This is a genomic window from Pseudomonas sp. R4-39-08, from assembly GCF_003852275.1.
Classification (GTDB): Bacteria; Pseudomonadota; Gammaproteobacteria; order Pseudomonadales; family Pseudomonadaceae; genus Aquipseudomonas.
In genome coordinates this window covers 4,497,826-4,517,322 of record NZ_CP027733.1, presented here as the reverse complement: position 1 = coordinate 4,517,322, position 19,497 = coordinate 4,497,826, and the positions used below count along the sequence as shown (strand labels likewise).

Annotated in this window: 21 protein-coding genes; 11 read left to right on the top strand and 10 right to left on the bottom strand. The window is 59.8% G+C overall.

Translation table 11 applies throughout. The features are described from left to right. Positions 1 to 44: 44 nt before the first annotated feature. The 3 genes from zwf to C4J88_RS20850 are packed head-to-tail and all read left to right on the top strand — an operon-like array spanning position 45 to position 2,894. Entirely contained in the window at positions 45 to 1,511 is a 1,467-nt protein-coding gene (gene zwf / locus C4J88_RS20860; RefSeq protein ID WP_124364119.1) for a glucose-6-phosphate dehydrogenase, read from the top strand. Continuing rightward, complete coding sequence (gene pgl, locus C4J88_RS20855) at positions 1,498 to 2,211, top strand: 6-phosphogluconolactonase (protein ID WP_124405100.1); 714 nt, start codon at positions 1,498 to 1,500, stop codon at positions 2,209 to 2,211. The genes zwf and pgl overlap by 14 nt, the downstream gene beginning before the upstream one ends. Positions 2,212 to 2,228: 17 nt before the next feature. After that, positions 2,229 to 2,894: a bifunctional 4-hydroxy-2-oxoglutarate aldolase/2-dehydro-3-deoxy-phosphogluconate aldolase gene (locus tag C4J88_RS20850; protein ID WP_069076884.1), complete on the top strand. Its 666-nt coding sequence runs from the start codon at positions 2,229 to 2,231 to the stop codon at positions 2,892 to 2,894. Between the two features lie 140 nt (positions 2,895 to 3,034). Here the strand turns inward: C4J88_RS20850 and C4J88_RS20845 are convergent, their stop codons facing one another. Together C4J88_RS20845 and C4J88_RS20840 are read right to left on the bottom strand one after the other, a co-directional pair. Continuing rightward, positions 3,035 to 4,210 carry an aminotransferase class V-fold PLP-dependent enzyme gene (locus tag C4J88_RS20845; protein ID WP_124408007.1) on the bottom strand — a complete coding sequence of 392 codons (1,176 nt, stop codon included), beginning with the start codon at positions 4,208 to 4,210 and terminating at the stop codon, positions 3,035 to 3,037. A gap of 14 nt (positions 4,211 to 4,224) precedes the next feature. Then, positions 4,225 to 4,461, bottom strand: coding sequence for a DUF3820 family protein (locus C4J88_RS20840; RefSeq protein ID WP_104505342.1), 237 nt, complete (start codon positions 4,459 to 4,461; stop codon positions 4,225 to 4,227). A 204-nt stretch (positions 4,462 to 4,665) separates the two neighbouring features. On the opposite strand from C4J88_RS20840, the gene C4J88_RS20835 reads away from it, so the two are divergent. Further along, positions 4,666 to 5,133: a PA2169 family four-helix-bundle protein gene (locus C4J88_RS20835; protein ID WP_124364116.1), complete on the top strand. Its 468-nt coding sequence runs from the start codon at positions 4,666 to 4,668 to the stop codon at positions 5,131 to 5,133. A gap of 135 nt (positions 5,134 to 5,268) precedes the next feature. Here the strand turns inward: C4J88_RS20835 and C4J88_RS20830 are convergent, their stop codons facing one another. Both C4J88_RS20830 and C4J88_RS20825 read right to left on the bottom strand, forming a co-directional pair. After that, on the bottom strand, positions 5,269 to 5,739 hold the full coding sequence (locus tag C4J88_RS20830; protein WP_034115694.1) for a MaoC family dehydratase: 471 nt from the start codon (positions 5,737 to 5,739) through the stop codon (positions 5,269 to 5,271). Positions 5,740 to 5,796: 57 nt separating this feature from the next. Beyond that, a complete protein-coding gene (locus C4J88_RS20825; RefSeq protein ID WP_124408006.1) occupies positions 5,797 to 6,741 on the bottom strand; it encodes an alpha/beta hydrolase in 945 nt (314 codons plus the stop codon). 212 nt (positions 6,742 to 6,953) lie between these two features. Between C4J88_RS20825 and fadD2 the strand changes: the two genes are divergently transcribed. Next, positions 6,954 to 8,642 (top strand): long-chain-fatty-acid--CoA ligase FadD2, encoded by a 1,689-nt coding sequence (fadD2, locus tag C4J88_RS20820; protein WP_124408005.1) that lies wholly within the window; start codon positions 6,954 to 6,956, stop codon positions 8,640 to 8,642. Positions 8,643 to 9,022: 380 nt separating this feature from the next. Beyond that, positions 9,023 to 10,714, top strand: coding sequence for a long-chain-fatty-acid--CoA ligase FadD1 (gene fadD1, locus C4J88_RS20815; RefSeq protein ID WP_124408004.1), 1,692 nt, complete (start codon positions 9,023 to 9,025; stop codon positions 10,712 to 10,714). 115 nt (positions 10,715 to 10,829) lie between these two features. On the opposite strand, the gene C4J88_RS20810 is transcribed toward fadD1, so the two are convergent. Further along, complete coding sequence (locus tag C4J88_RS20810; protein WP_124368109.1) at positions 10,830 to 11,207, bottom strand: hypothetical protein; 378 nt, start codon at positions 11,205 to 11,207, stop codon at positions 10,830 to 10,832. Between the two features lie 201 nt (positions 11,208 to 11,408). On the opposite strand from C4J88_RS20810, the gene C4J88_RS20805 reads away from it, so the two are divergent. From C4J88_RS20805 to def, 3 genes are all read left to right on the top strand, one after another. Continuing rightward, a complete protein-coding gene (locus C4J88_RS20805; protein WP_124408003.1) occupies positions 11,409 to 11,594 on the top strand; it encodes a CsbD family protein in 186 nt (61 codons plus the stop codon). Between the two features lie 180 nt (positions 11,595 to 11,774). Beyond that, complete coding sequence (locus tag C4J88_RS20800) at positions 11,775 to 12,731, top strand: YihY/virulence factor BrkB family protein (protein WP_124368107.1); 957 nt, start codon at positions 11,775 to 11,777, stop codon at positions 12,729 to 12,731. Beyond that, complete coding sequence (gene def / locus C4J88_RS20795; protein WP_124408002.1) at positions 12,728 to 13,267, top strand: peptide deformylase; 540 nt, start codon at positions 12,728 to 12,730, stop codon at positions 13,265 to 13,267. Before C4J88_RS20800 ends, def begins: the two co-directional genes overlap by 4 nt. 150 nt (positions 13,268 to 13,417) lie before the next feature. Here the strand turns inward: def and C4J88_RS20790 are convergent, their stop codons facing one another. Next, entirely contained in the window at positions 13,418 to 13,837 is a 420-nt protein-coding gene (locus C4J88_RS20790) for a GNAT family N-acetyltransferase (RefSeq protein ID WP_124408001.1), read from the bottom strand. A gap of 206 nt (positions 13,838 to 14,043) precedes the next feature. On the opposite strand from C4J88_RS20790, the gene C4J88_RS20785 reads away from it, so the two are divergent. Continuing rightward, positions 14,044 to 14,970 carry an aliphatic sulfonate ABC transporter substrate-binding protein gene (locus C4J88_RS20785; protein WP_124368104.1) on the top strand — a complete coding sequence of 309 codons (927 nt, stop codon included), beginning with the start codon at positions 14,044 to 14,046 and terminating at the stop codon, positions 14,968 to 14,970. Positions 14,971 to 15,021: 51 nt separating this feature from the next. On the opposite strand, the gene gstA is transcribed toward C4J88_RS20785, so the two are convergent. Next, positions 15,022 to 15,624: a glutathione transferase GstA gene (gene gstA / locus C4J88_RS20780; protein ID WP_124408000.1), complete on the bottom strand. Its 603-nt coding sequence runs from the start codon at positions 15,622 to 15,624 to the stop codon at positions 15,022 to 15,024. A gap of 96 nt (positions 15,625 to 15,720) precedes the next feature. Between gstA and C4J88_RS20775 the strand changes: the two genes are divergently transcribed. Further along, positions 15,721 to 16,584, top strand: coding sequence for a LysR family transcriptional regulator (locus C4J88_RS20775; RefSeq protein ID WP_124407999.1), 864 nt, complete (start codon positions 15,721 to 15,723; stop codon positions 16,582 to 16,584). Positions 16,585 to 16,729: 145 nt separating this feature from the next. Here C4J88_RS20775 and C4J88_RS20770 read toward each other — a convergent pair whose 3' ends face one another. The 3 genes from C4J88_RS20770 to C4J88_RS20760 form a co-directional block, all read right to left on the bottom strand. After that, a complete protein-coding gene (locus C4J88_RS20770; RefSeq protein WP_124405086.1) occupies positions 16,730 to 17,200 on the bottom strand; it encodes a hypothetical protein in 471 nt (156 codons plus the stop codon). A gap of 133 nt (positions 17,201 to 17,333) precedes the next feature. After that, complete coding sequence (locus tag C4J88_RS20765) at positions 17,334 to 18,743, bottom strand: MFS transporter (RefSeq protein ID WP_124405085.1); 1,410 nt, start codon at positions 18,741 to 18,743, stop codon at positions 17,334 to 17,336. Between the two features lie 12 nt (positions 18,744 to 18,755). Continuing rightward, positions 18,756 to 19,493 (bottom strand): NAD(P)-dependent oxidoreductase, encoded by a 738-nt coding sequence (locus tag C4J88_RS20760; RefSeq protein WP_124407998.1) that lies wholly within the window; start codon positions 19,491 to 19,493, stop codon positions 18,756 to 18,758. Positions 19,494 to 19,497: the final 4 nt, after the last annotated feature.

Genomic DNA, 19,497 nt, shown 5'->3' with positions numbered 1-19,497 from the left:
GAAAAAAGGTATTTGTAGCTTAACTTGATAAAAGAACAAACATCATGCCTTTGATAACCGTAGAACCCTGCACCTTTGCCCTGTTTGGCGCCTTGGGTGATCTGGCGCTGCGCAAGTTATTTCCTGCCCTCTATCAACTCGATGGCGCCGGCTTGCTGCACGATGACACGCGCATCCTGGCCCTGGCCCGCGAAGCCGGTTCCGAGCAGCAGCACCTGGCCCATATCGAAACAGAACTGCGCAAATACGTCGGCAAGGAGCTGGACGAAGCCGTGGCCCAGCGTTTCCTGGCGCGCCTGGCGTATGTGCATGTCGACTTCATGAAGGCCGACGACTACGTCGCCCTTGCCGAAAAGGTCGGTAGCGAACAGCGCCTGATCGCCTACTTCGCCACCCCGGCCGCCGTGTATGGCGCGATCTGCGAAAACCTGTCCAAGGTCGGCCTGGCGGAAAACACCCGCGTCGTGCTGGAAAAGCCGATTGGTTCGGACCTGGAGTCCTCGCGCAAAGTCAACGACGCCGTCGCGCAGTTTTTCCCGGAAAACCGCACCTACCGCATCGACCACTACCTGGGCAAAGAGACCGTCCAGAACCTGATCGCCTTGCGTTTCGCCAACAGCCTGTTCGAAACCCAATGGAACCAGAACTACATTTCCCACGTGGAAATCACCGTGGCCGAGCAGGTTGGCATCGAGGGCCGTTGGGGCTACTTCGACAAGGCTGGCCAACTGCGCGACATGATCCAGAACCACCTGCTGCAGCTGCTGTGCCTGATCGCCATGGACCCGCCGGCCGATCTGTCTGCCGACAGCATTCGCGACGAGAAGGTCAAGGTGCTCAAGGCCCTGGCGCCGATCAGCCCGGAAGGCCTGACCACCCAGGTGGTGCGCGGCCAGTACATTGCCGGCTACAGCGCCGGTAAAGCCGTGCCGGGGTACCTGGAAGAAGAGAATTCCAACACCCAGAGCGACACCGAGACCTTCGTCGCCCTGCGCGCCGATATTCGCAACTGGCGTTGGGCCGGGGTGCCGTTCTACCTGCGTACCGGCAAGCGCATGCCGCAAAAGCTGTCGCAGATCGTCATCCACTTCAAGGAACCGTCCCACTATATCTTCGCCCCCGAGCAGCGCTTGCAGATCAGCAACAAGTTGATCATCCGCCTGCAGCCGGACGAAGGTATTTCCTTGCGCGTGATGACCAAGGAGCAGGGCCTGGACAAGGGCATGCAACTGCGCAGCGGGCCGCTGCAACTGAATTTTTCCGACACCTATCGCAGCGCACGGATTCCCGATGCCTACGAGCGGTTGTTGCTGGAAGTGATGCGCGGCAATCAGAACCTGTTTGTTCGCAAAGATGAAATTGAAGCCGCGTGGAAGTGGTGTGACCAGTTGATCGCCGGGTGGAAAAAATCCGGTGATGCGCCCAAGCCGTATGCGGCGGGGTCCTGGGGGCCGATGAGCTCGATTGCACTGATCACGCGGGATGGGAGGTCGTGGTATGGCGATATCTGAATTGAAACTGCCTCAGGGCGTCACTGCCCATGAGTATCGTACGCCCGTGCTGTTGGCGGACGGCCTGGCCAATGACGTGGCCGAACAATTGCGCGCGGCCATCAGCGCCCGTGGCGCGGCCACCCTGGTGGTGTCCGGTGGCCGCAGCCCGGTGGCGTTCTTCCAGAACCTGGCCAGGCAGGCCCTGGACTGGTCCAAGGTCACGGTCACCCTGGCCGACGAGCGTTGGGTGCCGGTGGAGCATGCCGACAGCAATGCCGGCTTGTTAAAGCAGCACCTGCTGCAGGGCCCGGCGGCCAAGGCGAAATTCTTGAGCCTGTACAGCGCTGCCGCCAACCTTGAAGAGGCGGCCGAGCAGGCTGATCGCCTGCTGGCCGAACTGCCGGCGATCGATGTGCTGGTGCTGGGCATGGGCGATGACGGCCACACCGCATCGCTGTTTCCCAACAGCCCGAACCTCGCCCAGGCGTTGCAGGCCGACGGCACCCGCCGTTGCTGGCCAATGCTGGCGCCAACCGTGCCGCACCAGCGCCTGACCATGAGTCGTGCATTGCTGGCCACGGCCCACTACACCGTGCTGTCGATTTCCGGCAGTTCGAAGTTGACTACCTTGAGCGCCGCGCTGGCCGGTGACGATGTCGCCGCCATGCCGATTCGCGCGTTTTTGCAACCTACTTTAGAGATTTACTGGTGCCCATGAGCCAAGGATCAGCCGCTATGAAAAGCCCTCAACCGACCGTGTCCATGGCGGATAAAGTTGCCCTGATCGACAGCCTCTGCGCCAAGGCGCGGATCCTGCCTGTGATCACTATCGCCCGCGAGCAGGACATCCTGCCCCTGGCCGATGCCCTGGCTGCCGGTGGCCTGACCGCCCTGGAAGTGACCCTGCGTTCCGAGTTCGGCCTCAAGGCCATCCAGGTATTGCGCGAGCAGCGCCCTGAACTGTGCACCGGTGCCGGCACTGTGCTGGACCGTCATATGCTCGAAGCGGCAGAAGTTGCCGGCTCGCAGTTCATTGTCACCCCCGGCATCACCCGCGACCTGCTGGAAGCCTCGGTGCACAGCCCGATCCCGCTGCTGCCTGGCATCAGCAATGCCTCCGGCATTATGGAAGGCTATGGCCTGGGCTATCGCCGCTTCAAGCTGTTCCCGGCCGAAGTCAGCGGCGGCGTGGCGGCGATCAAGGCCTTGGGCGGTCCGTTCGGCGAAGTGAAATTCTGCCCGACTGGTGGCGTCGGCCCGGCCAACATCAAAAGCTACATGGCGTTGAAAAACGTGATGTGCGTGGGCGGTAGCTGGATGCTTGATCCTGAGTGGGTCAAGAACGGCGACTGGGCGCGTATCCAGGAAGTCACCGCCGAGGCGCTGGCACTGCTGGATTGATCTGATTTATCGAATCGTTGTTGCTGTGCTTAACGGCATTTTTGCGGTGCACTTGGTCGGTGTACCGCTTTTTTTTGCCTGTAGAAAACCTGAAGAACGCCACAAAACCAATGTGGGAGGGAGCAAGCCCCCTCCCACATTTAATCTTCGCTCAGCTCGGTAATGGCGTTGACCAGCATGCCGATGTCTTGTGCTGACGTCACCAATCCCGGCGTCACCCGAATACACGTGCCAAACGCCGAACCCGTGCGGGTCGTGGTGAACAGCCCGTAATCGTTGAGCAACCGATCCACCATCACTTGCTGATCGCGCCCAACGAACTTGAACGCGGTAATCCCGCAATACAGCCTCGGATCATCCGGCGTCAGCACTTCGATTCCCGGCACAGTCCGCACCTGGTTCACCCAACGATTGCGCAGGTAATTGACCCGTGCGCCCTTGGCCGCCGCGCCGCCCAATTGCCGGTGTTCTTCAAACACCAATGGCAGGCTCATCAGTGCCGGAAAGTTCGGCGTGCTGTACGACGTACGCGCGCGTACATCCGTGGCGGGGTAGTGGAATTCACCCATGTCCGGGTCGATATCCGCCAGGCGCTCGGGGGCGATGTAGAGAAAGCCCAGGGTCAGCGGGGCGCCGATCCATTTGTGCAAGTTGAAGCCGGCGAACTGAATGCCCAACTCGGCCAGGTTGAAATCGATCTGGCCCAGAGCGTGGGCGCCGTCGAGAATTACATCAATATCCTGTTCACGCGCAGCCTTGGCGATCGCCGCCACCGGCATCACCAGGCCGGTGCGGTGCGTGACATGGGTCAGCGCCATCAGCTTCAAGCGCGGGTACTGAATGAAGGTATCGCGATAGATCTGCACGAGGCTGTCGAAACTGGCCGGGTGAGCGTGGGAAATCTCGATCACTTCGACACCGCGCACGCCGGCCAGCCAGCGCATCGCGCCTTTGACCGTGTCGTACTCCAGGTCACTGATCAGCACTTGGTCGCCGGGTTGCAGGCGGTTGTAGTTGCGGATCAGCGACTGCAAGGCTTCAGTGGCGTTGCGGGTGAAGGCTACCGAGTCCGGGTCTGCATCGATCAAAGCAGCCAGTTGGCGACGAATTTCGAGATTTTCCCCTTGCTCGAAGCGCTGACGCACGTACACCGAGTTGCTGCGATTGATGAAGGCAACGTGTTCCAGGTACTGGGCCTGGACTGCACGGCTCATGCGCCCGAAGTAGCCGTTTTCCAGATTGATCGGGCCCGGCTCCAGCTCATAGCGCTGGGCGATGGCCTGCCAGTGACTTTCGTTGTTTGCATTCCTTGGCATGGCGAGGCTCTTAATTAATGGCGAGGGGCGGGTTTACCGTGTTTAACGCGCAGCGGTTCAAGCAATTCGGCCAAACCGTTGTGGTCGATTTCCTGCATCAGTGCCAGTAAGCCGCCCAGTTCCCCGTGGGGAAAACCTTCACGGGCGAACCAGTTCAGGTAGGGGCCGGGCAGGTCGGCGATGATCCGCCCTTTGTATTTGCCGAAGGGCATTTCGCGGGTGATCAGCAATTCGAGTTTTTCGGGGTTCATGGGCTTCAGCGTTTGATTCGATAGCGGGGAAAATACAGGCATTCTGCATGAAGGCCAAATGACAGATCATGCAAATAACGTCGATACAGATGGTTCAATAATTCGTAAGTCATTGAAATAAAACAAATAAGTAATTTTTCAAAACCTGGCACGAGCGCTGCAATCATTAAGACAACTTTCTCAACCCACATAAGGAATTGAAAAATGACTGACATCAATAAAGAATCCATCTCCGTACTGAACGACCTGATCGAAACCAGCATCGACGGCCAAAAGGGTTTCCAGGAGTGCGCTGAAGACATCAAGCACCCAGAGCTCAAAGCCCTGTTCGTCAAGCGTTCCGCCGATTGCGCCACTGCCGCCGCCGAACTGAAAACCGCCGTGCGTGCCCTGGGTGGCGATCCGGAAGATTCCGGCAGCATGGCCGGTGCGCTGCATCGCGGTTGGGTTGACGTGAAGTCGATGGTGACCGGTAAGGACGAAGAATCGGTGCTGAACGAAGCCGAGCGCGGTGAAGACCACGCACTGAAGGCTTACAAGGAAGCGATCGAGAAGATCAACAAGCACAACCTGCTGGGTATTCGTGATCTGGTTGAACGTCAGTACCACGGCGTGCAGCGCAACCACGACCAGGTTAAAGCCCTGCGTAACCAGGCTCGCGCTCAGTCGTAAGCCCTGGGTTGTACATGCTGTAAAAGCAATGTGGGAGGGGGCTTGCTCCCGATAGCGGTGGATCAGTCGATAGGTTTATTGACTGAATCACCGCCATCGGGGCAAGCCCCCTCCCACATTTGTATTGCGTCATTTTCAGCCAATGCTGATTGGCGGCAATTCGGTCAACGTCACTACCTGCTGTTTGCGCGGGGCAAGAATCTCCGCTTCGCCATCCACTACCAACTCATCGCGCTGGTTGAACACTCGCGTGGCAATGCGTACACGAAACTTGGGCAGCTTCTCCAGGATTTCCAGGCGCACGGTGAGGGTGTCGCCGATCTTGACCGGCTTTTGAAAGCTCATCTGCTGGCCGATATAAATCGTGCCCGGGCCAGGCAGTTCACAGGCTACCGCCGCGCTGATCAACGCACCGCTGAACATGCCATGGGCGATGCGTTCTTTGAACATGGTCGCCTTGGCATACTCGGCATCAAGGTGCACCGGGTTGTGATCGCCGGACATGGCGGCGAACAGCTGGATATCGCGCTCTTCGACGGTCTTGCTGAAGCTGGCGGTCTGGCCGACTTCAAGGGCCTCGTAGGGGGTGTTGGTTACCTGGGTCATCTAAAGGTGCATCCTGTGGCTAATCGATAATTTAATTGGCTGATTTTAAACGAAAAATTATTCGCAGCGGGTGGGCCTGCGCACTGTCAGGGCGTGATCGAGCCATGTCAGCACATCCGCGGTGACGTCGTCGCGGTTGGTTTCGTTGAACACTTCATGACGTGCCTGCGGGTAGAGCGTCAATTGCAGGTGCTGGCAGCCCGCGTCGCGCAGGGCATGGGCCAGGCTTTTGAGACGCTTGCCTTCACTCACCGGATCACATTCGCCGCCGATTATCAGAATTGGCAGGCCCGGATCGATCTGCGCGAGATTGGACGCTTTGCTGATTTGCTGCAAGCCGCCGAGCAGATCGACCCACAGCTGGTTGGTGCAGCGGAAACCGCAAAGCGGGTCATGAATGTATTGGTCGACTTCAACCGGGTCGCGGCTGAGCCAGTCGAAGGCGGTGCGATTGGGTTTGAACGCTTTGTTGAAGGAGCCGAACGACAGAAAGTCAATCAATGCACTACGCCCGCGCAAACCCTGGCGCGCGCGCTCGATACGGGCAATCGCCCGTGCCGCGCGATACAACGCCACCGGCTGGAAATTCGAACCGCTGAGTATCGCCCCATGCAGGCTGGCGCTGTGATGCAGCAGATAGGCCTGGGCGATATAGCTGCCCATGCTGTGGCCGAGCAAAATAATCGGCAGCCCCGGTTGCTGCTGGCCGATGTGCTGGTTAAGGCTGGCCAGGTCGCCCACCACTTTGTTCCAGCCATCCTCTTCGGCGTACAGCCCCAAGGTGCCTTCGTCGGCGGTACGGCCATGCCCACGTTGGTCCAGCGCATACACACCATAGCCGGCGCCGCACAACGCCTGCGCCAGGCGCCCATAGCGGCCGCTGTGCTCGGCCATGCCATGGGACAGCATCACCAAGGCCCTGGGAGGCTCGGCGGGCATCCATTGATTGACGTACAGGCGGCTGTGGTCGTTCGCGGTCAGCCAGAAAGTGCTGTGGTTCATGGCGGTTCCTTTGCGCAGGGTCGTTGCAGTGTATAGCTCATCGGGTGGGGGGCGGGGTATCTGCCTGCGCCTCAGCGACAAGATTCATACAATCAATGACACAGTTGAGTGTATTGCCTGTTTGGCCATTACTGCTAACGTCCTCAAAGCTCCGCTCTTTGTAGCTGCATAGAAAAGCGGCCGGACACACTCAGGTAAAGAGGACAAGAATAATGCAACCTGATTTTTGGAATGACAAACGCGCGGCGGGTGTGCCCAACATCATCGACCTTACTGCCTATCAGTCAGTGATCGAAGTCTTCGAGCGTTCCTGCAAGACCTTTGCCGACCGTCCGGCGTTCAGCAACATGGGCATTACCCTGACCTACGCCGAGCTTGAGCGCCAGAGTGCGGCGTTCGCCGGTTACCTGCAGCAGCACACCGACCTCAAGCCCGGCGAGCGCATCGCGGTGCAGATGCCCAACGTGTTGCATTACCCGATTGCGGTTTTTGGCGCACTGCGCGCCGGGCTTATTGTGGTCAATACCAACCCGTTGTACACCCCGCGTGAAATGCGCCACCAGTTCAAGGACGCCGGCGTGCGTGCGCTGGTCTACCTCAACCTGTTCGGTTCGCGGGTACAGGAGGTGTGTACCGACACCGAGATCGACTACCTGATCGAAGCCAAAATGGGCGATTTCATGCCCGCCGCCAAAGGCTGGCTGGTCAACACCCTGGTCGACAAAGTCAAGAAGATGGTCCCGGCCTACCACCTGCCGCGTGCGGTGTCGTTCAAGCGCGCCTTGCACATGGGCGCGGGCCTGGGCGTGACGCGACATCCGGTGAGCCTCGAGGACATCGCCGTGCTGCAATACACCGGTGGCACCACCGGCCAGGCCAAGGGCGCGATGCTCACCCACGGCAATCTGGTGGCGAATATGCAGCAGGCGCGGGCGTGCATGTCGCAACTGGGGGACGACGGCCATCCGCTGATCAAGGAAGGGCAGGAGGTGATGATTGCGCCGCTGCCGCTGTACCACATCTATGCATTCACCGCGAATTGCATGTGCATGATGGTGTCCGGCAACCACAACGTGCTGATCACCAACCCGCGCGACATCGGCGGGTTCATCAAGGAACTGAAGAAGTGGCGCTTCACCGGGCTGCTGGGGCTCAACACGCTGTTTGTGGCGCTGATGGAGCATCCGGACTTCAAGAGCCTGGACTTCTCTCATCTCAAGTTGACCAATTCCGGCGGCACGGCGCTGATCAAGGCCACCGCCGAGCGTTGGCAGCAGATCACCGGTTGTACGATTGGCGAGGGCTACGGCCTGACCGAAACTTCACCGGTGGCCAGCACCAACCCCTATGGCAATCAATCGCGGCTGGGCACAGTAGGCATTCCGGTGCCGGCCACGGCCATGAAGGTGATCGATGACGAGGGCGTTGAGTTGCCGTTGGGTGAACGCGGCGAACTGTGCATCAAGGGCCCGCAGGTGATGAAGGGCTATTGGCAGCAACCGGCGGCCACGGCCGAGGCGCTGGACGCCGAGGGGTGGCTCAAGACCGGCGATATCGCCGTGATCGATACCGACGGCTTTATACGCATCGTCGACCGCAAGAAAGACCTGATCATCGTCTCGGGTTTCAACGTCTACCCCAATGAGATCGAAGACGTGGTGATGGCCCATCCGGCCGTGGCCAACTGCGCGGTGATCGGCGTGCCGGATGAGCGCACGGGAGAAGCGGTGAAGCTGTTTGTGGTCGCGCGTGCCGAAGGTGTGAGCCTTGAGGAATTGAAGGCCTACTGCAAGACCAACTTCACCGGGTACAAAGTGCCCAAGCATATTGTGCTCAGGGATTCGCTGCCGATGACGCCGGTGGGGAAAATCCTGCGGCGGGAGCTGCGCGACATCGCCTGAACCGAATAGCTACAAAATGTGGGAGGGGGCTTGCTCCCGATTGCGGTGTTTCAGGCACAGATGCAGTGACTGACACTCCGCCATCGGGGGCAAGCCCCCTCCCACATTGTTTTGTATTGCCCGCAAAGCCCCATTACAGAGCCTTTCAGTGGGTTATTTTGTCTGCGTTAAAAGTGTGACCAATTATTGTAGGACAGTCGTGTTAGTGACCGTGGGGCCCTCTTTTGGCTCTAGTCGGCCCTTGGCAAAGCTGCTACTCTCGGCGCGCTTTGTGACGTCTAGGCCTGCTTGAAGCGCCAGATTCACCTTAAAAAAACATACACCAATAATAATCGCATCAAATGCGATGATGAATTCGCGTCGCTGAGGAGTGGGCTTCCATGAACGAAGACTTTTGGAAGGATAAGTACCCCGCCGGGATTGCTGCACAAATCAATCCAGACGAGTATCCGAATATTCAGGCGGTACTGAAGCAGTCCTGCCAGCGCTTCGCCAACAAACCGGCTTTCAGCAACCTGGGCAAGACCATCACCTACGGTGAACTGTACGAATTGTCCGGCGCATTCGCCGCCTACCTGCAACAGCACACCGACTTGAAGCCTGGCGACCGAATCGCCGTGCAACTGCCCAATGTCCTGCAATACCCGGTCGCCGTATTCGGCGCTATCCGTGCCGGGCTGATCGTGGTCAACACCAACCCGCTGTACACCGCGCGGGAAATGGAACACCAATTCAATGACTCCGGGGCCAAGGCCCTGGTTTGCCTGGCCAACATGGCGCACCTGGCTGAAAAAGTCGTGCCCAAGACCGCCATCAAACACGTGATCGTGACCGAAGTCGCCGACCTGCTGTCGCCGTTCAAGCGCCTGTTGATCAACAGCGTGATCAAGTACGTGAAGAAAATGGTCCCGGCCTATCATTTGCCGCAAGCGATCAAGTTCAATGACGTGCTGGCCAAGGGGCAGGGCCGGGCGGTCAGCGATGCCAACCCGGCCAGCGGCGATGTGGCGGTGCTGCAATACACCGGCGGCACCACCGGCGTGGCCAAGGGCGCGATGCTCACCCATCGCAACCTGGTCGCCAACATGCTGCAATGCAAGGCGCTGATGGGCTCCAACCTCAACGAAGGGTGCGAGATCCTGATCACGCCGCTGCCGCTGTACCACATCTATGCGTTTACCTTTCATTGCATGGCGATGATGCTGATCGGCAACCACAACATCCTGATCAGCAACCCGCGCGACCTGCCGGCGATGGTCAAGGAGCTCTCGAAGTGGAAGTTCAGCGGCTTTGTCGGCCTTAATACCCTGTTCGTGGCGCTGTGCAACAACGAAGCTTTCCGCAAGCTGGATTTCTCCGCGCTGAAGGTCACTCTTTCAGGCGGCATGGCGTTGCAGCTGGCGGCCGCCGAACGCTGGAAAGCCGTGACCGGTTGTGGCATCTGCGAAGGCTACGGCATGACCGAGACCAGCCCGGTGGCCACGGTCAACCCGATCCAGCATATCCAGATCGGCACCATTGGCATCCCGGTGCCCTCCACCGTGTGTAAAGTGATCGCCGACGACGGCACCGAGCTGCCGCTGGGCGAAACCGGCGAGCTGTGCGTGAAGGGCCCCCAGGTCATGAAGGGCTACTGGCAGCGCCAGGACGCAACCGACGAAATGCTCGACAGCGAAGGCTGGCTGAAGACCGGCGACATCGCGATCATCCAGCCCGACGGCTACATGCGTATTGTCGATCGCAAGAAAGACATGATCCTGGTCTCGGGTTTCAACGTGTATCCCAACGAACTGGAAGACGTGCTGGCAGGCCTGCCGGGCGTGTTGCAGTGTGCGGCCATCGGCGTGCCGGATGAAAAGTCCGGGGAGCACATCAAGCTGTTCATCGTGGTAAAGCCTGGCGCCACCCTGACCAAGGAGCAGGTGATGGAACACATGCGCGCCAACGTCACCGGCTACAAGGTGCCCAAGGCCGTCGAATTTCGCGATGCGCTGCCGACCACCAATGTGGGCAAGATTCTGCGGCGTGAATTGCGCGATGAAGAACTGAAGAAGCTCGGTTTCAAAAAGTAACGCACTTCAAATGTGGGAGGGGGCTTGCTCCCGATAGCGGTGGGCCAGTCGCAGATAACGTGACTGACACTTAGCTATCGGGACCAAGCCCCCTCCCACATTTATGACTGCGTTATTACAGGGCGAACTGCGCAAAGCTGATTCCCGCACCGGCAGGGCGCACGTCCTTGAGGAACGAGTCCTTGTCGGCGCTCAGTTCCAGGGTGATTTCCGGCTTGCGCTTGCCGGCATTGCGCACCACCAACCCTTCGAGGTTCTCACGCAGGAACGCCGTTGGCACTTTCAGGTGCAGCAGTTGGTCAGTCTCGGCGTTGTGCATCAACAAGTGGATCCACTCGTACTGGCCCACGCCAATCCGCGCCACTGGCAAGTCGAACCACCAGATATTGCGTTTGGGGTCCAGGTCGGTGAAATGGCAGTTGTTGACGCCGAGTACGGCGCCGCCCAGTTCCTGGTTTCTGCGGGCGATGGCCTGTGCTTTATTGAGTTTCATAACCTTCCTACGGGATCTGTTATTCAGCGTTCGAGCCTGAATCTGCCGGGCATTCTCGTGGGTTGGCCGCAAAACATAAAGGCAAACCTGCCCCTTTCGATCAAATGCACACTTAAAAATAATTGAAACTCTGGCGCTTGGCTTCCAGTCAACCGCTACGTAGTGACCTAAAACCATTTGATTGTTATCAGGAGTAATACCATGACCAGCACTTCCGATAAGGTAAAAGGCGTAGCTAATGAAGCCGCCGGTAACATCAAGCAAGGTGTCGGCAAGGTGACGGACAACGACAAACTGCGTGCTGAAGGCGTGATCCAGGAAAAGAAAGGCGAAGCTCAGCAGGCAGTGGGCAAGACCAAGGACGCAGTGAAAAAAGCGACCGAGTAAGACGGTCCGGCTGGCTCATCCCAGCAGCCCGACGGCCATCTACGGATGGCCGTTTTTGTATCCAAGGCTGCAACTAAAGTTTAGAAATTGTTTCAAAGTCGCCAAATGGGCTACTTTGATGTAGAAAACGGCCCCTGAGTCGCCCGCGACCCCAACCTCTTTGCGGCGAAAGGAGACGCTATGATTTTTCCGGTACTCGATGGTCTCAAGCTGCACAAGGTGCTGGTGCGCACCGTAACGGAATTCGTCGACGACGAGATGCCCACCTACGCCTCGGCTTTGGCCTACCAGATGCTGTTCTCGTTGTTTCCCTTCCTGTTGTTCCTGATTGCCCTGATCGGTTTCCTGCACCTGCCGGACTTCTTCACCTGGCTGCGCCTGCAGTCGGAGCTGGTATTGCCGCCCCAGGCACTGGAGCAGGTCAACCCGGTGATCGACCAGTTGCAGCAATCCAAGGGCGGGCTGCTCTCGGTGGGTATCGTGATCGCCCTGTGGACCGCCTCCGCTGGCGTACGCCTGATGATGAGCGCGATGAATGCGGCCTATGACGTGGTGGAGGGGCGGCCGATCTGGAAGCGTTTCCCGCTATCGATTTTCTACACCATCGGCATCGCCGGCATGCTGCTCGCCGCCGCCGCGCTGATGGTGCTCGGCCCGCAGGTGATGGAATGGCTGGCGGGGCAGATCGGTATGCAGGAGTTCGTCGTCACGCTGTGGACCATCCTGCGCTGGCCGCTGATCGTGATCCTGCTGATGTTTGCCGTGGCCCTCATGTACTACGTGATGCCGGACGTCGAACAGGAGTTTCGCTTTATCACCCCCGGTTCCGTATTGGCGGTGGTGGTGTGGATCGTCGCTTCCCTCGGCTTTGGCTACTACGTCAAGACCTTCGCCGACTACAACGCCATGTACGGCAGTATCGGCGCGATCATCGTGTTGCTCTTGTACTTCTATATTTCCGCCGCCGTGCTGTTGCTTGGCGCGGAGATGAACGCCGTGATCGAACACATGTCCGCCGAAGGCAAGGACCCCGGCGAAAAAGAAATCGACGAACCGGGCCATACCGGTGAAAAACAACATGTCTCAGGCCTGGGCCGGGACCATTCCAAGCCTCTTACCGTTGAGCCTGATCAATGATCCGTGAAATCCTGAAAATGGGCGATGAACGTCTGCTGCGCATCGCCCCGCCAGTGCCGCCGGAAATGTTCGACAGCCCCGAGCTGTGGCAACTGATCGATGACATGTTCCAGACCATGGAACACGTGGGCGGCGTCGGCCTGGCTGCGCCGCAGATCGGTGTGGACCTGCAATTGGTGATCTTTGGTTTCGAGGCCAGCGAACGCTACCCGGAGGCACCACCGGTACCGCAGACCATCCTGATCAACCCGTTGATCACACCGCTCAGCCCGGTGCTGGAAGAGGGATATGAGGGCTGCCTGTCCGTCCCCGGCCTGCGCGGCGCTGTGGACCGCTATCAGCAGATCCGCTACGAAGGTTTCGACCCCAAGGGCGAGCCGATCGTACGCTTCGCCGACGGCTTCCATGCACGGGTGGTGCAGCATGAGTGCGATCACCTGATCGGGCGGTTGTACCCGTCGCGGATTACCGACTTCAGCAAGTTCGGGTTTATCGAAGTGATGTTCCCGGAAATGGACCCAACCGCCGACGAATGACCAGCAGACTGCAACAGGTCCAAATGTGAGAGGGGGCTTGCTCCCTGTAGGAGCGAGCTTGCTCGCGAAAGATGTCAACGATAACGCGTGCTTGCTGAATGAACGCGGTGCCTGTGAGTTTTTCGCGAGCAAGCTCGCTCCTACCCACTTCTATCGGGCGCAAGCCATCAGGTTATCGAGGCCCATCGCGATCATCGGTTTGTTGCGCTTGTAGCGCACCAACCGCTCACTGAGCGATTGCGGCAACACCGTGTCCTGGGAAAAACCCATGCGCTGGTACAGCGTTTCAAGGTCCGGATGGCACAACAGCCAGACCTTGCCGTCCACACCCGCCACCGCCTGTTGAATCAACCGCGCCGCCAGCCCCTGGCCGCGATAAGCCGGGTCAACGAACACGCCGGTCAGCCATTGCCCACCGACCACGGGGGTCAGGCATAACCCGGCAACGATCTGCGTGTCCCTCGCCACCCACAATTGCCCGTCCTTGAGCGCCTTCATCGACGAGTTGTGGCTGCGGTAAAACTTGTTCAGCAGCGGCCATAGCGGCGCTGCCAAGCGTTCGATGTGCATGTTCAAACCAATGAAAGGGCGAGGCGGGCATTGTAGCCGTTGCCGGCAGGGCGCAAACATCGGCCTGCGAGTCCGCATATAAAGTTATAAATAGATGACTTTTTAATATTATTAATGAATAAGATGGCTTGCTAGGATCGCTGCTTCGAAGCACCCGACATACCGTGCCCAACCGCACCCGCCGTCAAGGTCAAGGAAGCGCTCTTATGCTGAAAATAATTGCTGTCGCCGTTCTTTCGCTGGTCGCCGCAAACGCCTTGGCCGCCGATCCAGCCACGCTGCGCATTGGCTATCAGAAAAGCTCGGTAAGCATGGTCCTCGCCCGTGAGCACAAGCTGTTCGAAGCCGCGCTGCCCGGCACCCAGGTGCAGTGGACCGAGTTCCTCGGTGGCCCGCCGCTGATCGAGGCGCTGAACGCCGGCAGCCTGGACATCGGCAATATCGGCGACATCCCACCCATTTTCGCCCAGGCCGCGGGTATCGAGTTGCAGTACATCGCCGTCGAGCCCAATGAGGGCAAAACCGAAGCCGTGCTGGTGCCTCAAGCCAGCCCCATTCAGAGCGTGGCCGAACTCAAGGGCAAGCGCGTGGCGCTGCTCAAGGGTTCCAGTGCGCACAACCTGTTCCTCAAGAGCCTGCTGCGCGCCGGCTTGCAGTGGAAAGATGTGAACGTGGTGTACCTGTCGCCCTCCGACGGGCGCGCCGCGTTCGAGCAAGGCAAGGTGGACGCCTGGGTGGTGTGGGACCCTTACTACTCGGCCGCCGTGGTCGACGGTGCCGCCCGCGTGTTGGGCACCGGCGAGGGCCTCAATCCGGCCGGCAGCTTCTTCGTGACCAGCAGCGCGTTTGCCCGGCAAAATCCCCAAGCCATTGCCACCATCCTGCAAACCCTCGGCAAGGCGCAGCGTCTGTCCCTGGACCAACCCGAAGACAGCATCGCGCTGATGGCCAAGACCCTGGGCCTGCAACCGGCGGTGGTCAAACGCTACTTCGAACACCGCTCGCCCGAGCCGATCCGGCCGCTGCAGGCGGTCGACATCGCCAATCAGCAACGCACCGCCGATTTGTTTTTCGCCAATGGCTTGATCCCGAAAAAGGTTGATGTGCAGCAGGTTGTGTTCAAAGGTCCATAAGCCCTGGGGCGAGGGAGCGGCTCCCTCGCCACTACTTGATCACCTGACCGCTCATGGATTTTCCGCTGCCAGGGCCGCAACCACAGTGGGCCGCTTGCCCACCCGTTGTTGAAATGCCACCAACGCCGGCCATTCATTCAGCTCAATCCCATGAACCGCCGCCCAACGCAGCACCACAAACAGATACGCATCCGCTACCGAATACTGCGCGCCCAGCAAATAATCCTGTTGCTCCAACGTTTGCACCAGCACCGCAAAACGTTTGAATAATGTGGCCTGGAACAGGGCCCGCACCTCGCCCTGGATTGCCCTGTTGAAAAAGACCGCCAGCCCGCCATGCACTTCGGTGGCGATGAAATTCAACCACTCTTGCAAGCGCACGCGCTCCCAGCTGCCGTTGGCCGGGGCCAGATGGGCATCGGGCTTCAGGTCGGCGAGGTATTGCAGGATCGCGCTGGCTTCGGTCAACACCTGGCCGTTGTCCAGTTGCAGTGCCGCTACGTAACCTTTGGGGTTGATCTGCAGGAAATCCCTGCCGTCGGCCGTGGTCTTGGCTTGGTTATCCACGCGCACCAGGTCGAAGGGCAAGGCCAATTCCCGCAGCACGATATGGGGGGCGAGCGAGCAGGCATTCGGGGAAAAATACAGTTTCATGGAGGGCCTCTATGTCGGGTTTGCGCCAGTCTCGCGGGCATGGCACCGTGGGTAAAATTAAAGCTTCATACCCCACCCATAAGGACAGCTACTGCCATGATGAACTTGATGCATTGGCGCCTGCTGGTGGCGGTGGCCGATCACGGCAGCATCACCGCCGCTGCCGAACGGGTGGGCATGACCCAGTCCGCCGCCAGCCAGGCCATGGCATCCATGGAGACCGCGTTGGGCGCGCAGCTGTTCACCCGCGAGCCGCGCAAGACCTTGCCCACCGCCTTGGGAGCGAGCGTGATCGAACAGGCAAGGGTGATGCTCAGCGCCCTGCAGGCGATACGCTGCCGCGTGGAGGAAGCCCGACCCATGCTGCGTGGGAACCTGCGCATCGCGTGTTTCCCTCAGGTATTGGCGAAGTTTCTGAGCCCCAGGTTGCAGCGTTTTGCGCAGTTGTATCCGGGCATTGAGGTCACCACCCTTGAGGTCACCGACGACGAAGTGCATGCCTTGCTCGACGCCGACCTGGTCGACCTGGGCGTGGTGCTCAACCCAGAACCCGAGCGCAACCCCACGCTATTGGGGCGGGACACTTGGCTGGCGGTGGTGCCAGCCCGGCACGCGCTGGCGCAGCAGGTCACGGTGACCCTTGCGCAGTTGCTGGAGCAGCCCTTCGTGCTTGCCACCGGCGGCTGCAGCGTAAACGCCCGCAGCCTGAGTGCCGACGCCGGACTGACGCTGCGCGATGTGCGTGCCGAAGTGCGTGAATGGAGCAGCGCTTTCAGCCTGGTACGCGAGGATGTCGGCGTGACCCTGGTGCCGGAAACGACCCTGCCGGCCCAGTGCCAGGGCCTGCGCGTGCTGCCCCTGAGCGTGCCGATACACCGCGAGTTCGCCCTGGTCGGCTCGCCAAACCGCTCATCTTCTGCGGCCGCCGATGCGTTGCTGGCAATGCTGGCTGATAACTGAAAACGCCGCTGACCTGATGTGAAAGAAATTCAAAATGTGGGAGGGGGCTTGCTCCCGATGGCGGTGGATCAATCAATGAATCGGTGGCTGATACGCTGCTATCGGGGGCAAACTCCCTCCCACATTTTTTGTTCAGCTGTGTGGCTTAGATTGCTGCCAGGGTGTCTTTCACTGCCTGGGCCTGTGGAGCAGCCGCCTTCGCCGCTACCTGCTGCTGTTGCTGCTCCTTTAAACGCTCAGCCACTTGCCGGGCAATCGCGTCCTGTTGTTGCTGCGGCAGGGCCTGCACTTGCTCTTCTGTCATCCCCTGCTCCTTGAGCAACTGCTCGCGGATGCGCTCGGCCGGGGATTTGCTCATGTATTCGCTGAGTTCAGCCCGCGCCCCGGAGGTCGTCGCTGTGGCTTGCAACTGCACGCGGGTCTTGGCGAAGGCCTCGTCGATGCGATCGCTCGCCTTGTCCAGGTCCTTCTGGGCGGCCGGCACCGTCACGCTTTGCTGCGCCGTTTGCAGGGCGCCGCTGTACAGCGCGCTGGCAGCGGCGTTGGCCGGGTCCATGTCGGAGCGCTTGAGCTGTTGGACGGTCGACGCGGCTTGGGTGTCGTTGTTAACCAGCATGATCGGTCACCTGGGGGAATGTTCGGTGTGACAGCTGGAGCAATTAGCATGCCGGGCACGACGTGCCCGCTTTTATTGGGAGGCAAGCCGCCGTCGCGGCAAACACTGTCCTGTCGACGGCCAACCCTTGCCGTCAGTGGGCGATATTCTCCAGTGCCAGGTTACGCGTTCGCGGCCCGAACCAACTGATGGTGATCATCACAATCAACATGCTGCTCGCGATAAACGCCAGCACGCCCGGTGTGCCCAGGTGTTCGAGGATAAAACCGATCAGCAGGCTGCTGAACACCGTGGACAAGCGGCTGAACGAGTAGCAGAACCCTACCGCCCGCGCACGGATATTGGTGGGGAACAATTCGCTCTGATACGAGTGATAGCTGAAGCTCAGCCAGGCGTTGCAGAAGGTGATCATCACCCCACAGAAGATCAGCCCCACCGCCGTGGTTTGCACAGCGAACAGGCTGCCGAAGATCACCGCACCCAAGGCCGAGCCGACAATCTGCCACTTGTTCTCAAAACGGTTGGCGACCTTCACGAACAGCAGCGGGCCCAGCGGATAGGCGAGCGTGATGATAAAGGCGTAGAGCAGACTATGGGTTACGCTGACGCCCTGGCCCGACAGCAAGGCGGGCAACCAGTTGCCAAAACCGAAGAAACCGATGGCCTGGAACACATGGAAGACGATCAGCATCAAGGCGCGACGGCGGTAGGGCGGTTGCCAGATATCGGCGAAACGGCCGCTGCCCTGCACGCTGACAGCCTCGGGTTCCGGCGCATCCAGAGGCTTGCCGTGATCCTTCAGGCAGCGCGCTTCAAGGGTGTCCATGATCGTGCCGGCTTCCTCGAAACGACCTTTCTGCGCCAGCCAGCGCGGTGATTCCGGCAGGCGCTTGCGCAGTTGCCAGATAAACAATGCAAACACCGCACTGCTGAGCACCACCCAGCGCCAGCCGGAGATCCCGAACGGCGCCTGGGGCACCAGCCACCATGACATCAGCGCCACCGCCGGCACCGACAGGAACTGGATGAAAAATGCAAAGGCAAACGCCGAACTGCGCATGCGCTTGGGCACCAGTTCCGACAGATAGGCGTCGATCGTCACCAGTTCAATACCCAGTCCGATCCCCACCAGAAAGCGCATGCAGATAATGCCCAGGGCGGACGTCTGGATGCCCATCAGCACCGTGGCGACGGTGTACCAGATCAGCGCAAAGGTGAAGATCGCCCGGCGCCCGAACCGATCGGCGATGGGGCTCAGCAGGCTGGCGCCGAGGAACAGGCCGAGGAAGGTGGCCGAGGCGAACGCGGCCTGGTCGGAAAAGCCGAACACGCCTTGGCTGCCCGTGTGGAAAATCCCGTCGCTGATCAGGCCTGGGCTGATATAGGCCGTCTGGAACAGGTCATACAGCTCGAAAAAACCGCCGATCGACAGCAATGCCACCAGGCGCCAGATGCTGGCGACGGCGGGCAGGCGGTCGATACGTGCGCTGATGTGGGCGGCGCGGGTCGGGTCGATGCCGTCAGTGGTAGAGCGTGCAGGCATGGGTCAGAACACTCAGTAAGTGATGGGGATTTCAAAGACCTGGAACGCATCATCCACCGGTTGGTAACCCAGTACACGTATGGTTTCGCTCAGGTCCAGGCGCTTGAAGCGGTTATTGGAAATGCCATGGGCGACCAGGTGTTTCACATCGCGGGTGTCCACCGCGCACTGCAGCAATTGCACCGCATCGCGAGGGGTGAGCCACGCGCTGAGGTCGCGGGCGTTGTTCAGGTCTGCGTGCTGGGGAAACTCGAACGCGCCAATGCGCACGGCAATGGTCGAGAGCGGGGTTTTGGTCGCGTAATAGCCACACAGCGCCTCACCGTAGCATTTGGTCACGCCATACAGGTTGGCGGGCATCACTTGCATGTCGGGGGTGATCTCACGGTCTACCGGATAACCTTCGACAGCTTGCGCGCTGCTGGCATATACCAGGCGCTGCACGCCAGCGGCCACGGCGGCCTCGAACAGGTAGGTGGTGGCGAGGATATTATTGGGTAGCAGCTCCTCGAACGACGCAGCGGGGTCTGGGATACCCGAGAGGTGTACAACCACCTCGATGTTTTCGAGCAGGCTGGCGAGGACGGATTTGTCGCTCAGGTCAGCGCGCACGAAACGGTGTTCGCCCAGAGCGAAATCCGGCTCGACACGGTCGGTCAAGGTGAAGCGGTAGCGGTCTTTCGACGCTTCGAAAAAGGTCTTGCCGATTTTGCCGCAGGCGCCGGTCAGCAGTACGTTGAGTCCGTTCATGGTG

Coding starts and splice junctions, on each gene's coding strand:
- zwf (WP_124364119.1), top strand. CDS start 45: ATGCCTTTGATAACCGTAGAACCCTGCACCTTTGCCCTGTTTGGCGCC.
- pgl (WP_124405100.1), top strand. CDS start 1,498: ATGGCGATATCTGAATTGAAACTGCCTCAGGGCGTCACTGCCCATGAG.
- C4J88_RS20850 (WP_069076884.1), top strand. CDS start 2,229: ATGAAAAGCCCTCAACCGACCGTGTCCATGGCGGATAAAGTTGCCCTG.
- C4J88_RS20845 (WP_124408007.1), bottom strand. CDS start 4,210: ATGCCAAGGAATGCAAACAACGAAAGTCACTGGCAGGCCATCGCCCAG.
- C4J88_RS20840 (WP_104505342.1), bottom strand. CDS start 4,461: ATGAACCCCGAAAAACTCGAATTGCTGATCACCCGCGAAATGCCCTTC.
- C4J88_RS20835 (WP_124364116.1), top strand. CDS start 4,666: ATGACTGACATCAATAAAGAATCCATCTCCGTACTGAACGACCTGATC.
- C4J88_RS20830 (WP_034115694.1), bottom strand. CDS start 5,739: ATGACCCAGGTAACCAACACCCCCTACGAGGCCCTTGAAGTCGGCCAG.
- C4J88_RS20825 (WP_124408006.1), bottom strand. CDS start 6,741: ATGAACCACAGCACTTTCTGGCTGACCGCGAACGACCACAGCCGCCTG.
- fadD2 (WP_124408005.1), top strand. CDS start 6,954: ATGCAACCTGATTTTTGGAATGACAAACGCGCGGCGGGTGTGCCCAAC.
- fadD1 (WP_124408004.1), top strand. CDS start 9,023: ATGAACGAAGACTTTTGGAAGGATAAGTACCCCGCCGGGATTGCTGCA.
- C4J88_RS20810 (WP_124368109.1), bottom strand. CDS start 11,207: ATGAAACTCAATAAAGCACAGGCCATCGCCCGCAGAAACCAGGAACTG.
- C4J88_RS20805 (WP_124408003.1), top strand. CDS start 11,409: ATGACCAGCACTTCCGATAAGGTAAAAGGCGTAGCTAATGAAGCCGCC.
- C4J88_RS20800 (WP_124368107.1), top strand. CDS start 11,775: ATGATTTTTCCGGTACTCGATGGTCTCAAGCTGCACAAGGTGCTGGTG.
- def (WP_124408002.1), top strand. CDS start 12,728: ATGATCCGTGAAATCCTGAAAATGGGCGATGAACGTCTGCTGCGCATC.
- C4J88_RS20790 (WP_124408001.1), bottom strand. CDS start 13,837: ATGCACATCGAACGCTTGGCAGCGCCGCTATGGCCGCTGCTGAACAAG.
- C4J88_RS20785 (WP_124368104.1), top strand. CDS start 14,044: ATGCTGAAAATAATTGCTGTCGCCGTTCTTTCGCTGGTCGCCGCAAAC.
- gstA (WP_124408000.1), bottom strand. CDS start 15,624: ATGAAACTGTATTTTTCCCCGAATGCCTGCTCGCTCGCCCCCCATATC.
- C4J88_RS20775 (WP_124407999.1), top strand. CDS start 15,721: ATGATGAACTTGATGCATTGGCGCCTGCTGGTGGCGGTGGCCGATCAC.
- C4J88_RS20770 (WP_124405086.1), bottom strand. CDS start 17,200: ATGCTGGTTAACAACGACACCCAAGCCGCGTCGACCGTCCAACAGCTC.
- C4J88_RS20765 (WP_124405085.1), bottom strand. CDS start 18,743: ATGCCTGCACGCTCTACCACTGACGGCATCGACCCGACCCGCGCCGCC.
- C4J88_RS20760 (WP_124407998.1), bottom strand. CDS start 19,493: ATGAACGGACTCAACGTACTGCTGACCGGCGCCTGCGGCAAAATCGGC.